The 15,744-nt window shown below is 65.1% G+C and carries 14 protein-coding genes and 1 pseudogene; 5 read left to right on the forward strand and 10 right to left on the reverse strand.

Annotation, left to right across the window (positions count from 1 at the left end; translation table 11 throughout):
* Positions 1 to 68: 68 nt before the first annotated feature.
* The 7 genes and pseudogenes from OKW43_RS15045 to OKW43_RS15075 all read right to left on the reverse strand — a co-directional run bounded on the left by OKW43_RS15045 (position 69) and on the right by OKW43_RS15075 (position 8,201).
* The gene (locus tag OKW43_RS15045) at positions 69 to 266 is read right to left on the reverse strand and encodes an acid-shock protein (RefSeq protein WP_187636969.1); all 198 of its coding nucleotides are present in this window, start codon (positions 264 to 266) and stop codon (positions 69 to 71) included.
* Positions 267 to 466: 200 nt separating this feature from the next.
* Positions 467 to 3,196 (reverse strand): annotated as a pseudogene (gene metH / locus OKW43_RS15050) (methionine synthase); the annotation flags it as partial.
* Positions 3,197 to 3,254: 58 nt separating this feature from the next.
* Complete coding sequence (locus tag OKW43_RS15055) at positions 3,255 to 4,325, reverse strand: homocysteine S-methyltransferase family protein (protein ID WP_429448206.1); 1,071 nt, start codon at positions 4,323 to 4,325, stop codon at positions 3,255 to 3,257.
* A gap of 316 nt (positions 4,326 to 4,641) precedes the next feature.
* Entirely contained in the window at positions 4,642 to 4,899 is a 258-nt protein-coding gene (locus tag OKW43_RS15060; protein ID WP_062125693.1) for a BTH_I0359 family protein, read from the reverse strand.
* 119 nt (positions 4,900 to 5,018) lie between these two features.
* Entirely contained in the window at positions 5,019 to 5,807 is a 789-nt protein-coding gene (locus OKW43_RS15065; protein ID WP_429448208.1) for an alpha/beta fold hydrolase, read from the reverse strand.
* Between the two features lie 151 nt (positions 5,808 to 5,958).
* Complete coding sequence (locus OKW43_RS15070; protein ID WP_429448210.1) at positions 5,959 to 7,233, reverse strand: DUF3108 domain-containing protein; 1,275 nt, start codon at positions 7,231 to 7,233, stop codon at positions 5,959 to 5,961.
* 41 nt (positions 7,234 to 7,274) lie between these two features.
* Positions 7,275 to 8,201, reverse strand: coding sequence for an IclR family transcriptional regulator (locus OKW43_RS15075; protein ID WP_187636964.1), 927 nt, complete (start codon positions 8,199 to 8,201; stop codon positions 7,275 to 7,277).
* A gap of 187 nt (positions 8,202 to 8,388) precedes the next feature.
* Between OKW43_RS15075 and OKW43_RS15080 the strand changes: the two genes are divergently transcribed.
* The 5 genes from OKW43_RS15080 (at position 8,389) to rfaE2 (ending at position 13,533) form a co-directional block, all read left to right on the forward strand.
* On the forward strand, positions 8,389 to 9,372 hold the full coding sequence (locus OKW43_RS15080; protein WP_429448212.1) for a fumarylacetoacetate hydrolase family protein: 984 nt from the start codon (positions 8,389 to 8,391) through the stop codon (positions 9,370 to 9,372).
* Between the two features lie 398 nt (positions 9,373 to 9,770).
* Positions 9,771 to 10,628 carry an enoyl-CoA hydratase/isomerase family protein gene (locus OKW43_RS15085; RefSeq protein ID WP_429448214.1) on the forward strand — a complete coding sequence of 286 codons (858 nt, stop codon included), beginning with the start codon at positions 9,771 to 9,773 and terminating at the stop codon, positions 10,626 to 10,628.
* A gap of 82 nt (positions 10,629 to 10,710) precedes the next feature.
* On the forward strand, positions 10,711 to 11,478 hold the full coding sequence (locus OKW43_RS15090; RefSeq protein WP_187636961.1) for a PhaM family polyhydroxyalkanoate granule multifunctional regulatory protein: 768 nt from the start codon (positions 10,711 to 10,713) through the stop codon (positions 11,476 to 11,478).
* A 540-nt stretch (positions 11,479 to 12,018) separates the two neighbouring features.
* Positions 12,019 to 12,897 (forward strand): ferritin-like domain-containing protein, encoded by an 879-nt coding sequence (locus tag OKW43_RS15095; RefSeq protein WP_187636960.1) that lies wholly within the window; start codon positions 12,019 to 12,021, stop codon positions 12,895 to 12,897.
* A gap of 153 nt (positions 12,898 to 13,050) precedes the next feature.
* Complete coding sequence (gene rfaE2, locus OKW43_RS15100; protein WP_429448217.1) at positions 13,051 to 13,533, forward strand: D-glycero-beta-D-manno-heptose 1-phosphate adenylyltransferase; 483 nt, start codon at positions 13,051 to 13,053, stop codon at positions 13,531 to 13,533.
* Positions 13,534 to 13,583: 50 nt separating this feature from the next.
* Here the strand turns inward: rfaE2 and OKW43_RS15105 are convergent, their stop codons facing one another.
* The 3 genes from OKW43_RS15105 to OKW43_RS15115 form a co-directional block, all read right to left on the reverse strand.
* Entirely contained in the window at positions 13,584 to 13,823 is a 240-nt protein-coding gene (locus tag OKW43_RS15105; RefSeq protein WP_187636958.1) for a hypothetical protein, read from the reverse strand.
* Between the two features lie 93 nt (positions 13,824 to 13,916).
* Positions 13,917 to 14,747, reverse strand: a complete 831-nt coding sequence (locus OKW43_RS15110; RefSeq protein WP_429448219.1) for a type III pantothenate kinase — start codon at positions 14,745 to 14,747, stop codon at positions 13,917 to 13,919.
* Positions 14,744 to 15,682, reverse strand: a complete 939-nt coding sequence (locus OKW43_RS15115; RefSeq protein WP_429448221.1) for a biotin--[acetyl-CoA-carboxylase] ligase — start codon at positions 15,680 to 15,682, stop codon at positions 14,744 to 14,746. Before OKW43_RS15115 ends, OKW43_RS15110 begins: the two co-directional genes overlap by 4 nt.
* Positions 15,683 to 15,744: the final 62 nt, after the last annotated feature.

Consider the following 15,744-nt stretch of genomic DNA (forward strand, 5'->3'; position numbering starts at 1 on the left):
CGCAGACAAGAAAAGAGCCCGCTCACCGCGGGCTCTTTGTCATTCGGAACGCTCGTCCGCTGTGCCGCTTATTGGCTCGCGGAATCTGCCGACGCCGCCGCGCCTTTCTTCTTCTTTTGCTTCTTCGCCTTTTTGACGTGTGCCTCGGTCGGCGGCGAGTAGGAACTGACCGCGCTCGAACTGGCCGGCGCGGCGGGTTGCGCGAGCACCACGGAAGCGCCTGCGGCCAGCGAAACAGCGGTCAATAACAGCGTGAGCTTCTTCATACGATTTTCTCCGTTGACAGTTGCAATCTGGATGAGCCGGCGCGTTGTGCTCGCGCCTGACGGGATGAAAGCCGCATCAGTCTACAAAGCCCAAATTGCCGTGGCGGAAAATATTCAGTCTTTCGGACTCGATATAGTGGCGCACGCGCTGGCGCACGCGCGGCCCGGGCCGCACGGCCACGCCACGTATCGCTTCACGCTTAAAGCAACGGTGCCAATGCGCGCTCGGCGTCCGCTTTCGTCAGCGACATCCGCTGCGCGTAATCGTCGAGCTGATCCGCGCCGATCTTGCCGACCGAGAAATAGGTGCTGTCCGGATGCGCGAGGTAGAAACCCGACACGCTCGCGGCCGGCAGCATCGCCAGTGATTCGGTCACGCTCATGTCGATTTCGTTCGCCTGCAGCACGTCGAACATGTCGCGCTTGACGAGGTGGTCGGGGCAGGCCGGATAGCCGGGCGCCGGGCGGATGCCACGGTATTTCTCGGCGATCAGTTCGTCGTTGGAAAGGGTTTCGCTGTTCGCGTAGCCCCACAGGTCGCGCCGCACGCGCGCGTGCAACGCTTCGGCGAAGGCTTCGGCGAGCCGGTCCGCGAGCGCCTTGAGCATGATCGCGCTGTAGTCGTCGTGATCCTTCTCGAACTGGCGCTCCTTCACGTCGACGCCAAGACCCGCCGTCACCGCGAACATGCCGATGTAGTCGGCGACGCCCGAGTCCTTCGGCGCGATGAAGTCGGCAAGCGAGCGGTTCGGCCGCATCACACCGTCGACCACCGGCCGTACGCTCTGTTGACGCAGATTGCGCCACGTCAGCGCGACTTCGGTGCGCGATTCGTCCGTGTAGATTTCGATGTCGTCATCGTTCACCGTGTTGGCCGGCAACAGCGCGATCACGCCGTTGGCGTGCAGCCAGCGGCCCTGGATCAGGCGCGCGAGCATCGACTTGCCGTCCGAAAACACGCGCCGCGCCGATTCGCCGACGATCTCGTCGTTGAGAATCGCCGGATACGGGCCGGCGAGATCCCACGTCTGGAAGAACGGACCCCAGTCGATATAGTTCGCGAGCTCGTTCAGATCGAAGTTCTTGAACACGCGCCGGCCGATGAACTTCGGCTTGACCGGCTGGTAGCCTGCCCACTCGATCTTGGTTTTATTGGCGCGCGCTGCGGCGAGCGTGACCATCGGCTGCGCCTTTTTGTTCGCGTGCTGAGCGCGGATGCGGCTGTAATCGGCGTTCAGTTCATCGATGTACTTCGCGGCGCCCTCGTCGGACAGCAGGCTCGAGGCGACGGATACCGAGCGCGACGCGTCCGGCACGTAGACCACCGGCCCGTCGTAGTGCGGAGAGATCTTCACCGCCGTGTGCACACGCGAGGTCGTCGCGCCGCCGATCAGCAGCGGAATCTTCTTCACGCGGAAGTAGTCGTCGCGCTGCATTTCCGACGCGACGTAGGCCATCTCTTCGAGACTCGGCGTAATCAGGCCCGACAGCCCGATGATGTCCGCGCCCTCGACCTTCGCCTTCGCGAGGATCTCGCTGCACGGGACCATCACGCCCATGTTGACCACTTCGAAGTTGTTGCACTGGAGCACGACCGACACGATGTTCTTGCCGATGTCGTGCACGTCGCCCTTCACGGTCGCGATGACGATCTTGCCCTTCGCGCGCACGTCGCCGCCGGCCGCCGAGAGCTGGCGCTTTTCTTCCTCGATGAACGGGATCAGATGTGCGACTGCCTGTTTCATCACGCGCGCCGACTTCACGACCTGCGGCAGGAACATCTTGCCCTGGCCGAACAGGTCGCCGACGATGTTCATGCCGTCCATCAGCGGACCTTCGATCACGTTGATCGGGCGGCCGCCCGCGGCGGCGATCTTCGCGCGCACTTCCTCGGTGTCTTCGACGATGAACGTGTTGATGCCGCTCACGAGCGCATGCGCAAGACGCTTCTCAACCGGCTGGTTGCGCCATTCGAGGTTCTCTTCCTTCTTCGCGGCCCCGCTCTTGAACTTGTCGGCGATTTCGAGCAGGCGGTCGGTGCCGTCTGCACGGCGGTTCAGCACGACGTCTTCGACGAGTTCGCGCAGTTCGGGATCGAGTTCGGCATACACGCCGAGCTGGCCCGCGTTGACGATGCCCATGTCCATCCCCGCCTGGATGGCGTGGTAAAGGAACACCGTGTGGATCGCCTCGCGCACCGGGTCGTTGCCGCGGAACGAGAACGACACGTTCGACACGCCGCCGCTGATCTTCGCGTACGGCAGGTTCTGCTTGATCCAGCGGGTCGCCTCGATGAAGTCGACCGCATAGTTATTGTGTTCCTCGATGCCGGTCGCGATCGCAAAGATGTTCGGATCGAAGATGATGTCTTCGGGCGGAAAGCCGACTTCGTTGACGAGCACGTCGTACGAGCGCTTGCAAATGCCGGTCTTGCGCTGGAACGTGTCGGCCTGGCCCTGCTCGTCGAACGCCATCACGACGGCAGCCGCGCCATAGCGGCGAATCAGCTTCGCATGATGAACGAACGCTTCCTTGCCTTCCTTCAGCGAGATCGAGTTGACGATCGCCTTGCCCTGCACGCACTTGAGGCCCGCCTCGATCACTTCCCACTTCGACGAGTCGATCATGATCGGCACGCGCGCGATGTCCGGCTCCGACGCGATCAGATTCATGAAGCGCACCATCGCCGCTTTCGAATCGAGCATCGCCTCGTCCATGTTGATGTCGATCACCTGCGCGCCGTTCTCGACCTGCTGGCGCGCGACGGCCAATGCTTCGTCGAACTGATTGTTCAGGATCATTCGCGCGAACGCTTTCGAGCCTGTCACGTTGGTGCGTTCGCCAACGTTGATGAAAAGCGTCCCGGACGTGACGTTGAACGGCTCGAGGCCGGCAAGGCGCATGGTGTGATCGGTCATGGCGTGTGTGCGAGTCGGGTGCGTGCGTTAAGGGGCGTGCTGGGCTTCGGGTGAAGTACGTGAGGCCGGCTCAGGCCGCGTCGCGATACTGGCTGGGCCACTTGCGCGGCTTCAGCTCGGCGAGCGCCTTCGCGATCGCCGCGATGTGCTCGGGCGTCGTGCCGCAGCAGCCGCCCGCGACGTTCACGAGTCCCCCTTCTGCGAACTCCTTCAGCAGGCCCGAGGTATCCGCTGGCAATTCGTCGAAGCCGGTGTCGCTCATCGGATTCGGCAGGCCGGCGTTCGGGTAGCACGACACGTAGGTGTCGCACAGTTTCGCGAGCTCGGCGATGTACGGGCGCATCAGCGCTGCGCCGAGCGCGCAATTCAGGCCGAACGTCAGCGGTTTCGCGTGACGCAGCGAGTTCCAGAAGGCCTCGACGGTCTGGCCCGACAGAATGCGGCCCGACGCATCGGTGACGGTGCCCGAGATCATGATCGGCAGACGCTCGCCGGTGTTTTCGAACAGCTCGTCGAGCGCGAACAGTGCGGCCTTCGCATTCAGCGTATCGAAGATCGTTTCGACGAGGAACAGGTCCGCGCCGCCGTCGAGCAGCGCTTTCGCCTGCTCGTAGTACGCGGCGTGCAGTTCGTCGAAGCTCACGTTGCGCGCGCCCGGATCGTTGACGTCCGGCGAAATGCTCGCGGTTTTCGGTGTCGGGCCGATCGCGCCAGCGACGAAGCGCGGCTTGTCCGGCGTCGCGTATTTGTCACATGCGGCGCGCGCGAGTTTCGCCGATTCGACGTTCATCTCGACGGCGAGCGATTCCATGCCGTAGTCGGCCTGCGCGACCGTGGTCGCGCCGAACGTGTTGGTTTCGATGATGTCCGCACCCGCCGCCAGATACTGCTCGTGAATCTCGGAGATGATCTTCGGCTGGGTGATCGACAGCAGTTCGTTGTTGCCTTTGATGTCGCGCGCGTAGTCCTTGAAGCGCTCTCCGCGATAGCGGGCTTCGTCGAGCTTGTAGCGCTGGATCATCGTGCCCATCGCGCCGTCCAGAATCAGGATGCGCGAGTTCAGCAGCGCGGGCAGCGCTGCGCCGCGGGTGTAGGCGGGCTCGGAACGGACTGGCGTGACGGATTGAGCAGGCTGGGTCATGGCGGAAGAGGGCTTGCGCCGGCGTTGGCGGAAAGCCTGTCATTGTAGCCGCTGCCGGACGGATGCGCCCGGCGCGGCGGGCCGGCGCAAAGGGCGGCCGGCAAAATCGACGTATAAGAGCGCGCCGCGCCAGGAATCCGGCAACGCGCTAACAAACGAAGCAAGCGAAGCAATGAAATGACGCGATAAGAAACGGCCCGGGAAGCCAAAGCCTGCCGGGCCGTTTCGCTGCCGCCGACCGCCTGATGGAACCCGCCGGCAAAGCCGCGCGGTGCGGTCGATCGATGTTGCCAGAGTGTCAGCTAAATCCCTCCGGTCAGTGCAGGACCACCGGTTGATGCATCAGACTGTCGAACTGGCCGAGGAACTCGTCGACCTCGTCGAGCGTCGGCTCGCCTTCGATCAGCTTTTGCACATGCTCGCGAAAACGCGCCGCCATTGCCCCGTCGATGTAGATCTCGCGCTGCATGTTCTTGTCGACAATCTCGTAGCCGCCCGACTTCATGGCCAGCAGACCTTCTTGCGGAGGAAACTCGACGACGCAATAGTTAGGGCTGTTATAGATCATTTGCATGGCGACACTCCTTATTTCCGTTGGGCTCCTGCCGTTTTCTGCACCATAGGTGGAGCATGTGGGATGGAATTCAAGGGGTGGGTCCGGACGACGCAAGTAAAAAGCTCCGGACCTGAAGGTTAGACCCGCCGCTCCAGAAACGATTCAAGCAAGGCGGCAAAACGGTGAGATTGCTCGATTGGCGCGAGATGCGCGGCGTCCAGCAACTCGAAGCGGGCGCCCTCGATCGCCTCCGCTATTGCCTGAGTAGCAGCAGGGGGCGTGCCCGTGTCGTGACGTCCGGCCACCGTCAGCGTCGGACAGCGGATCAAGCCGTGGCGGCCGCGCAGGTCGAAATCGCGCAGCGCCTCGCAGGCCATCGCAAAACCTTCCGGCGGCGTGCGCGCAAAGGTCTCACGGATCGGCTCGACCGCTTCGGGATGCCCGGCATGAAAGTTGGGCGTGAGCCAACGCGCGAGCGTCGACGGCAACAGCGCCGCCATGCCCTCGCTGCGCGCGGTGTGAGCGCGCTGATCCCATAACGCGTGGCTATCGGGCGGGGTGCCGCCGGCGCTATCGGCAATCGTCAGTGTGTCGATGCGCGACGGATGGTCGAGCGCGAATTGCTGCGCGATCATGCCGCCGAGCGACAGGCCGACCAGGTGCGTCGTCGGCGCGCCGAGGGCATCGAGCAGTTTGGCCAGATCGTCGGCCAGATCGCGCATGCCGAACGGCTCGCGCGCGACCGCGCTGTGGCCGTGGCCGCGCACGTCGTAGCGCAGCACCGCGTAATCGTCGCGGAAATAGCCGGCCATCTGATCCCAGATGGAAAGATCACCGCCCAACTGGTGGATGAAGGTGAGCCACGGGCCGCCGCCTTCGTTGCTCAGCACGTAGCGTGTTTCGATACCGTTGATGTTCACCTGCATGCGGACTCCTTTGAAGGAAACGCAGTGAAAAAGCGCGGTAGGTCGCCTCGTTCTCGCGAACGGGCGCTCCATTGAGGTGCGAGTCAGCGTTGCAAAGGAAGTTTCGCCGATCTTGAGCGAATCTGCTCGTGACACTCTGTCACGAAACATGTCACGGTTTGATGATGGCCGGAGCGGTCGAATCGACCGGTGCGGCGGGGGCGGTCTCGGGCGTTACTGCCGATGCATCCGCCGGCGCTGGCGTTGCGGCCGCCGCGCCGTTGTCACCGCCGTGATCCGGCGACGTCTCATCGGCACTGAGCTTGCCACGCCACACCAGTTCGAACTGGGAGCCGTTCGGCTCCGTCTGCAGGATGCGCGCGGGCAGCCAGCCGAGCGACGGCGCGAGCCACACGTCGATACGGCGCTGGTCGCCGTCGCGCCGCGGCAGACGTTTGAAATGACGCGTCTGCAGATAGCCCTGCGCCGCGCGGATCATTTCGTCGCCGATCGTCTCGATCGGCCAGTTCTCGCCGCTATCGGTATCGACGACGAAAAACTGTCGCGCGACGCCAGGCTTATAGGCGTCAGGATCGCCGCGCACGAGGCTCGCGAGTTGCATCACGACGCTGAAGCGGTCCTGCGCGCCGTCGGGCAACGGCAACGTGGCCGGCGTGCGCGTGAAGCCGATTTTCCTGTCGTTGCGACTGAAGATCGCGATGTCTTCCGCGCGACGACCACGCTTTTCGCTGTACTGCGCCGGCGCGAGGCCAAAGGCATCGATGCCGCCGTGGCTCGAAAACACGAACGGACCGACGAACGGCAGCGGCACCGACACGATCATTTCGTAGCCGTGCGCATCGCTCGCCCAATGGATCGTGCCGGGCGCGTTGCGCACGCCGTTGTAGAACGTGTCGTATTCGAGCTCGGCCGATGGCGGTACCGAAAACTTCACGCCCTGCGACGCTTGCGGCGCGCTGGCCGCGGCCGGGGCGCTCGCGGCGTTGCCGCTGGCGTTCGCTTGGGCCGATGCATTCGCGTTCGCAGCGGCGGGCGGCGCGCTCGCCGCCACCTCCGATGCCGGCGTTGCCGCCGGCTCGTTCGGCCTGGCCGGCTGCAACGCGGTCAACACATGCTGCTCGCGCGGCTGATTCACCGCGGGCTTGCGTGCGGGCGCGGGCGGATGCCGTGCCGGCGCGGCCGGCTGTAGCGCCGGTTGACGCTCGACCTTCTCGGGCGTCAGCAGCGCGACCTGCACCGGCACATGCTCGTGATCCGCGGGATTGAGATTCACGCGATTGCGCTCGAACCATTGCGCCGCGATCCAGTGCACGACCGCCACGGCCATGAGCACCGCGATCCAGCGCCACGCGCGCGCGCCGCGTCCCGGCCCCTTGCCAAATGCTGGCAGGCGATCACGACGGCGGGTGGCGGAAGCAAAGTCCATCGGCGCTTGAATGGGTGGAGGTCTGGAAGGTCCGGTCCGTATCAACCGTGTTCGCTGCGTGGCGTCGCGCTGTAGCCGAGTTCGTACGACAGCTTGCGCGCGCATTCGCGCAGCGCGGTATCGATCTCGCCGCCCCAGCGGATATCGAACGCGCCCTCATGGCCGAGCGCGACCAGACCGAGCGCGAGTTCGCCGGTCGAATCGAACACCGGCATCGAAAACGCGTGGATCGTCGGGAGCAGCATGCCTTCGACGCGCGCGGCCTCGTGTTCGCGCACCTCGGCGAGAACCTTGTCGACGTCTTCGCGAGTGCGCGGCACGCCGCTATACGACGAGCGCCGCGAGTCGGCCAGCTCGCGCTCGAGCATCGCGGCGGTCTTGCCGGACGGCAGGTAGGCGGCGAACAGCAGACCGGTCGCCGAGCTGAGCAAGGGCATCACGTCGCCAAGTTTCAGCGATGCCTTGGCCGGATAGCTCGACTCCATCCAGTGCACCATCGTTGGTCCCTGATTGCCCCATACGGCGATGCCGACCGTCAGATCGAGCCGGTCGCGAAGCGTGGCGAGGGCGATGCGCGCGAGCTTCACACCGTCGACGCGCGCAAGCCGCGCGAGCCCCAACTGCAAAGCGAAGCCGCCGAGTTCGTAGCGGCCCGACAGCGGGTCCTGCGCGACCACCCCGAGGCGCAGAAAACTGACCAGATAGCGATGCGCCTTCGCCGGACTCATGCCCGCGCGCTGCGCGAGATCGCGCAGCATCATTGCGCGCGGTTCGTGGGTCAGAACGTCGAGCAGCCTGAATCCGACCTCGATCGACTGGATGCCCGAGCGTAGTTTTTCTTCGCCGGGTTCGCCGGTTTCGTCATCGGCGCCGGTTGCGTCGGTGAGATCGGCGTGCTCGAGCAGATCGTCGGCGGATGCCGGGTCGGTGCGGGTGCGGATCGTGCCGGAGCGGGCGTTGGCGGACATGGGCAAAAGGCGCGGGCGGCGCATTCGGTAAAAATAAATGGCGGTAGTGCCTGTGGCAACGACGACCAGCGACGAACGGCGACGAACAGCGACGAACAGCGACGACGAACACTCATACTGGGCCGCGCCGATTCACCATCGTAGAATAGATTCCTTCCATCGTCACTCTTACACGGTTCACAGCACTATGAAACTTGCCTCGCTGAAGGACGGCACGCGCGACGGTCAACTGATCGTCGTGTCCCGCGACCTGCACACGGCGGCCATTGCCGACGCGATCGCGCCCACGTTGCAGCGCGTGCTCGACGACTGGGCCTTCTACGCGCCGCAACTGCACGACCTCTACGATGCGCTGAACCAGGGCCGCGCGCGCAACAGCTTTTCGTTCGACGCGAAGGAGTGCATGGCGCCGCTGCCTCGCGCGTTCCAGTGGGCCGACGGCTCGTCGTACGTGAACCACGTCGAACTCGTGCGGCGCGCGCGCGGCGCGGAAATGCCGCCCGAAATCTGGACCGACCCGCTGATGTACCAGGGCGGCAGCGACGACTTCATCGGTCCGCGCGACGACGTCGTGTGCGCATCGGAAGAGTACGGCATCGACTTCGAGGCCGAAGTCGCGGTCATCACCGGCGACGTGCCGATGGGCGCGACGCCCGAGCAGGCGCTGCGCGGCGTGCGGCTGGTTGCGCTGGTCAACGACGTGTCGCTGCGCAATCTGATCCCCGCCGAACTCGCGAAGGGCTTCGGCTTTTTCCAGAGCAAGCCGGCCACGTCGTTCGCGCCGGTCGCTGTGACCCCGGACGAACTCGGCGAACACTGGCGCGATGGGCGCGTGCATCGGCCGATGATCGTCCACTGGAACGGCAGAAAGGTCGGCCAGCCCGACGCGGGCACCGACATGGTGTTTCACTTCGGTCAGCTGATCGCGCATGCGGCGAAGACGCGCAATCTGCGTGCCGGTTCTATCGTCGGTTCGGGTACGGTGTCGAACAAGGACGCGAAGCGTGGCTACTGCTGTATCGCCGAGAAGCGCTGCCTCGAAACGATCGAGCACGGCGCGCCGCAAACGGAGTTCATGAAGTACGGCGACACCGTGAAGATCGACATGTTCGACGACGCGGGCAAATCGATTTTCGGTGCGATCGAGCAGAGCATCGCGCCGCTCGACTGAAGCGCGGCGGTGATGCCGTCGTGCCTTGACGCGGCGGCACGCGCGAAAGGGTTTCGCCCGATGCCGCCGCCAGCGTGCGCGGCTACACTGACTGGCGCGCCGGCTGGGACGGCGCGAAATGCGCGAGTTTCGGATGGCGTGCAGCAACGCATCGGTAGCACATCGGCAATACATCACAATGAAACCCGACGTGAGGAAATAGCATGCCGCGATTGGACTTCTCCACAGCTGAACATCGGCGTGCTTGCGCGTCTTCCGTTCAGGCGCGTACGAGCGCGCCTCGCTCGAGCGCCCGCGTGATGGTCGAAATCAGTAATGGCAAGTGGCTTTATCAGCCGCATTGAATGGGTCGCGACGTTGCGCGCGCGACTGGATGAATCTTTCACGGATTGCTCATCATGTCTCAGCCATCGCAACCGAACGACGCGTGCTACGCGCACTATCAGTCGCTGCGCTTGCAGCGTCATCCGCACGGCGTGCTCGAAGTCGTGATGAGCGGCGAGGGCGCGAACAGGAGCGGTCTCGCCACCGCGAACGCGCGCATGCATTACGAACTCGCCGAGGTCTGGCGCGACATCGATCGCGATCCCGACACGCGCGTCGCGATCATTCGCGGCGAGGGCAAGGGCTTTTCGGCCGGCGGCGATCTGCAACTCGTCGAGGACATGGCGAACGATTTCGAGGTGCGCACGCGCGTGTGGCGCGAAGCGCGCGACCTCGTCTACAACGTGATCAACTGCGGCAAGCCGATCGTCTCGGCGATGCATGGTCCGGCGGTCGGCGCGGGGCTCGTCGCGGGGCTGCTCGCCGATATCTCGATCGCGGCGAAGACGGCGCGCATCATCGACGGACACACGCGCCTCGGCGTCGCCGCGGGCGATCATGCGGCGATCGTGTGGCCGCTGCTGTGCGGCATGGCGAAGGCGAAGTACTACCTGCTGCTGTGCGAGCCGGTGAGCGGCGAGGAGGCGGAGCGCATCGGGCTCGTGTCGCTCGCCGTCGACGAAAGCGATCTGCTGCTGAAGGCGTTCGAAGTCGCGCGCAAGCTCGCCGACGGTTCGCAGACCGCAATCCGCTGGACCAAGTACGCGCTGAACAACTGGCTGCGCACGGCGGGGCCGGCGTTCGATGCTTCGCTCGCGCTCGAATTCATGGGCTTCGCGGGGCCCGATGTGCGCGAGGGCCTGAGCTCGTTGCGGGAGCGGCGCGCGCCGGATTTTGGCGCGGGCGATCCACGCAACGACGAGCGATCCTGATGCCACAGTCGGCACGGTATGATCGAATCAACGCGCGCGGCTGCGCGCACCCCACCAATCTTCAGGCACCGAGGCGACAAGCATGACCGACACCACTGGCTCCGCGCCGCCCTTTCCCGGTTTTCCCGGTTTCCCGCCCGCTGAAATGCTCGATCGCATGTGGGCCATGATTCGGCTGTCGCCGTTCGGCGCCGCCATGACGGGCGCGCAGCCGGGGGGCGGCACGAGCCCGTCGCTGTCGATGATGACCGACATGATGGCGCCGCTCACGAGCGTCGAGGAGCTCGACAAGCGCATCACCGACATGCGCGCGGTCGAGCAATGGCTGAAGCTGAACCTGAGCATGCTGCAGTCGGCGACCCAGGCGCTCGAAGTGCAACGCGCGACACTCGCGACACTGCGCGCGTTCGGCGCGTTCGCGCAGTCGTCGATGTCGCAGCCGGCGGCGGCTGCGTCGAGTTCCGCCGCGACTGACGCGCCGGCGCGGAGTTGGACGAAGCCGGCCGAGCTCGCGCCCGAAAGCGCCACGCAGGCCGACAGTGACGAAGAGGAAGCGCCAGCGGCGCCCGCTTTCGATGCATCCGCGTGGTGGAACCTGCTTCAATCGCAGTTCAACCAGATCGCGCAGTTCGCGGTGACGCAGCCGTCCGTCGCGGTCGCCGCGGCGGGCGGGGGCACGCAGGGAAAGCCGGAGCCGTCGAAGGCCGCCGATGCGCCGGGCGCCGATGCATCGGGCGCCGCCGCGCAAAACGCGAAGCCCGCCGCCAAACGGCCGGCCGCGAAGCGCGCAGCCACGTCAGCCAAACGCGCGGCCGGAACGAGCGCGGCAACGCCGAAAAAGTCGACGTGAGCCGGACGGCGCGCCGGGAATCAGTGGCCGATGATGAAGGCGACTGATCGGCTGCGTTTTTCCCTATTCCAACGCCGTCGATTTCCGCGCGCGCGAATCGCCGAATTTCTTGAGAGAAGTCAATGCCACAGCGCACTCGCGCGGCTTCTGTCACGGGTTTGGTGGGAAGCGCATGCTATCATTGTGTAAGCTTGATCTGGCTTTGGGGCGCGCGCTGAAAGCAACCAATCCCGCCACCCTGGCGTCATTCGCCGCCGGCACTACCGGTGCAGGGCTGGACGGGGTGGTTTGTCGACCCAGACTGGCTCGACCTCAGGCAAAGGGTATTCCTCACCCACGGTTGGCTGCGGCGGCTGGATCACGCTTCAGACGACAATACAACAGCCCGGACTTCTTTGCTGCCCGATGCTTCTGGGCGGCCGGTTAACGCGTAAAATTGAACGCTTGGCCGATAAACGGCAGATCCGTTCGTCGTAGGTAAAAACGACTACACGTAGCAGCAACAGACACACACAGTATGTGCAGAACAGGGGTGGGACTATGAACACCATGCTTTATCCGGAACTTTATAGATCGCTCGAATCCGTTCGATGGGACATGGAGAAGGACATTCCCTGGGACAAATTCGATGCATCGCTGTTGACCGACGAGCAGGCCGCGACGATCAAGATGAACGCGATCACCGAATGGTCGGCGTTGCCCGCCACGGAAATGTTTCTGCGTGACAATCATCACGACAGCGATTTCTCCGCATTCATGAGCGTGTGGTTCTTCGAGGAGCAGAAACACTCGCTGGTGCTGATGGAGTACCTACGCCGCTTCAAGCCGGAACTGGTCCCGACCGAAGAGGAACTGCATGCGGTGCGCTTCGAGTTCGATCCCGCGCCGCCGCTCGAAACGCTGATGCTGCACTTCTGCGGCGAAATCCGCCTCAATCACTGGTATCGCCGCGCTGCTGAATGGCACACCGAGCCGGTCATCAAGCACATCTACGAAACCATCTCGCGCGACGAAGCGCGCCACGGCGGCGCGTATCTGCGCTACATGAAGAAGGCGATGGCGCAAACCGGCGACATCGCGCGTGCCGCGTTCGCGAAGATCGGTGTGCTGATGGCGTCGGCGCGTCGCACCGAAAAGCCGCTGCACCCCACCAACCTGCACGTGAACCAGGCGCTGTTCCCGCGCGACACGATTCAGTCGCGTCTGCCGGATCCGGAATGGCTCGAGCGCTGGCTCGACGAGCAGATCCGTTTCGACGACGGCTGGGAAAAGAAGGTCGTCGAGCGCATTCTGCACAACCTGTCGCTGCTGTTCGAACGCACGTTCAACACCGCGCAGGAATTGAACCGTTATCGCAAGGAAGTGGTCGCGCGCCTGCAGGCCGCTGATCAAAACTCGGCGCATCAGCAGCCGGCGTAACGGCTCGGGCGGTTTCAATACCATTTGAAAAGGCGGTCCGGCAGGCGCGAGCTTGCCGGACCGTTTTGCTTCGCGCGGTCCAGCGTGTATCGTGACGGCACCTGACATTCCCGTTCCCGTAACTCCGTAACTCCGCAACTCTGTGACTGTACGATGACCGCCATCTTTGAACGCAAGATTCTGACGCGCGATGCCCTCGCGAAACTGCGTCCTTCGCTGCGCGCGCCCGTCGTGTTTACGAACGGCGTGTTCGATATCCTGCATCGCGGTCACGTGACCTATCTGGCTGACGCGAAGGCGTTGGGCGCATGCCTTATCGTCGGGGTCAATAGCGACGCGTCGGTTCGGATGCTCGGCAAGGGCGACGACCGGCCGATCAACAACGAGGCCGACCGCATGGCCTTGCTCGCGGCGCTGGAAAGCGTCGACTACGTGGTCGGCTTCGGCGAGAAGACGCCGGTCGAGCTGATTGCCGCGCTGCGCCCGGACGTTCTCGTCAAGGGCGGCGACTACGACATGGACGCGCTGCCTGAATCGGCGCTCGTGCGTGGCTGGGGCGGCAAGGCGCTCGCGATAGCGTTCGAGCACGATCGCTCGACGACCGCGCTGCTGAAGAAGGTACGCACGCTGGGTTGATGCTGCTGATTGCCGCGGGCAAGCGCGGCGGACTGCGGAACCTCGCCTCGCTACTGCGGCAACTCCGATGTCGAAATCGGCGCCTCCGGCGCGGGTCCGCCGACCACCGCCTGATCGGCGGCATCGGCGGCGCTGACCGGCTGCACCTTCAGCCAGCTCGGATGAATCTGGCGGTTCAGACGGTTTGGTTCGCGTCCGCCCGCGGTGGGTGTCGGGCCAAAGGTGCCACGCAGCGCGACGAAAGCCAGCACGTTGACAACAATCAGAATGGCGATCGGCCAGCGAAGCATTATGGGTGTTTCCAATCCAGATACGAGTTGAGCCTGGGTTGTGACGGAGAAGCGCTGGCGCGAAAAATACACGGCGATATGCGCGCGAGGCAATCAGACGCGCTGCCGCGCCGTATCCTCGGCCGCGATCAGCGCAAGCCCCGACAGCACCAGCGAATCGTGGCGAGTATGCGGCACTTTCAGCGCGCTCGCCACTTCGTCGGCGGCGCCGCCGCTGACCACGAGACGCACCGGCACCTGCCACTCCTCCTGCAGATCCCGCCACATCCGCTCGATCAATCCCGCCTGCGCCAGCGTGCAGCCCGCCGATAGTGAGCGTGGCGTATCCGTCGCGAAGAACGGGCCGCGACGGGCCAGGTCGGCCGCGTCGAGCAGACTGCGCGCGTGTGCGGCGTCGAGCGTCGGCAGTTGCGCGGTGTACTCACCGAGCGAGCGCATCATCAGCGTCCAGCCCGGCGCAATCAATCCGCCGATGAATGTGCCGTCCGCGCACAAGGCCTCGAGCGTTGTCGCGGTGCCGAAGGTCGCGAGCAGCAGATGCTCGCCGGGAAAGGTCGCGTGCGCGCCGATCATGCCGGCCCAACGATCGCTGCCGAGCGAGTCCGGTGTCGTGTAGCAATTGGTCACGCCGCATTGGCGAGCGCTCGCGCGGATCGTCGCGAGCGGCAGTCGCGGCCAGTGCACGTCGACGAGCGTCGCGATGTGCGTCGCGACCTCCGCGCCCGCCACGTTGGAGAGCCACGCGCCGCATGGCGCCGGCCAGTCAGTCCAACCGGGTTGCGCTCCCGGCCGCGCGCGTGGCCCGGCAAGGTCGTCATGCGAGAGCGCGCCGCTCGCCAACTGCGTCCCATCGGACTGCACCAGCGCCCACTTGATCCGGCTATTGCCCGCGTCGATCAGCAGATAGGGCGCGCGCTGCGTCATACGACACCGTCGGCGAGGCGCAGCGACACGTCGCCGGTCGCGATGCTCTGGCGGCCCTCAGCCGTATCGAGCAGCAACTGGCCCCGTTCGTCGACGCCCGCCGCCACGCCGCGCGCGAGTTCCTCGCCCTGCTCGAGCAGCACGACTTCGCGACCCGCGTAAGCATGCACCGCGTTCCAACGCGGCTGGAACGGCGCGAAGCCTTCGGCGCCGAAGCGCTGCAGCATCGGCTCGAGCGCGTTCAATTCGGCGGCGAGCGTGTCGGTCAGATTCGCATTCGGCAGCGCGCGCTGCAACGCGGTGGGCACCGTGCCGCGCGCCTGCGGCGGCACGTCGGTGTTCAGCGCGCCGACCTTCGCCGCGAGTTCATCGGCGCCCTTCACGTTGGTGCCGATGCCGATCACGACCGCGCTCGCATCGTCGGTGCTCCACGCGGTTTCGATCAGGATGCCGGCGAGCTTGTCGCCTTCGAGCAGCACGTCGTTCGGCCACTTCAGCGCGATCTGTCCGGGACCTGCGACCGGCAGCGAGCGCAACCCGTCGACGAGCGCGACGCCCACCGCGAGGCTCAAGCCCGCGAGCCCTTCGAGCGGGCGCGGCAATACGCACGCGACCGAGAACAGCAGCGCGTTACCCGGCTCCGCGTACCACGGCCGGCCACGGCGGCCGCGCCCCGCGGTCTGCAGATACGCGACGCGCACGATCGGCTGCGGCAGCGCGTTCGCGCGGCGCGGCAGTGCTTTCACGCGCGCCATCAGGTCGGCGTTGGTCGAGCCGGTTTCTTCGACGATTTCGATCGGCCAGTCATGCGCATGCGCGCCGAACAGTTTGACGGCGCGTTCGCGATCGATGCGCCAGTCGGTCGAAGCCGACGACGAGACTGGTGCCGCGCTTGTCGCAGCGGGCGGGGAGGCGGGAGTCCTGGAGGCATTCATGACTCGTATTGTAGCCACAGCGAACCCGCCCGAGACCCGAATGCGGACCGGTGAGCGGCGAC

This window comes from Paraburkholderia sp. WC7.3g (genome assembly GCF_050436345.1).
GTDB lineage: Bacteria > Pseudomonadota > Gammaproteobacteria > Burkholderiales > Burkholderiaceae > Paraburkholderia > Paraburkholderia podalyriae.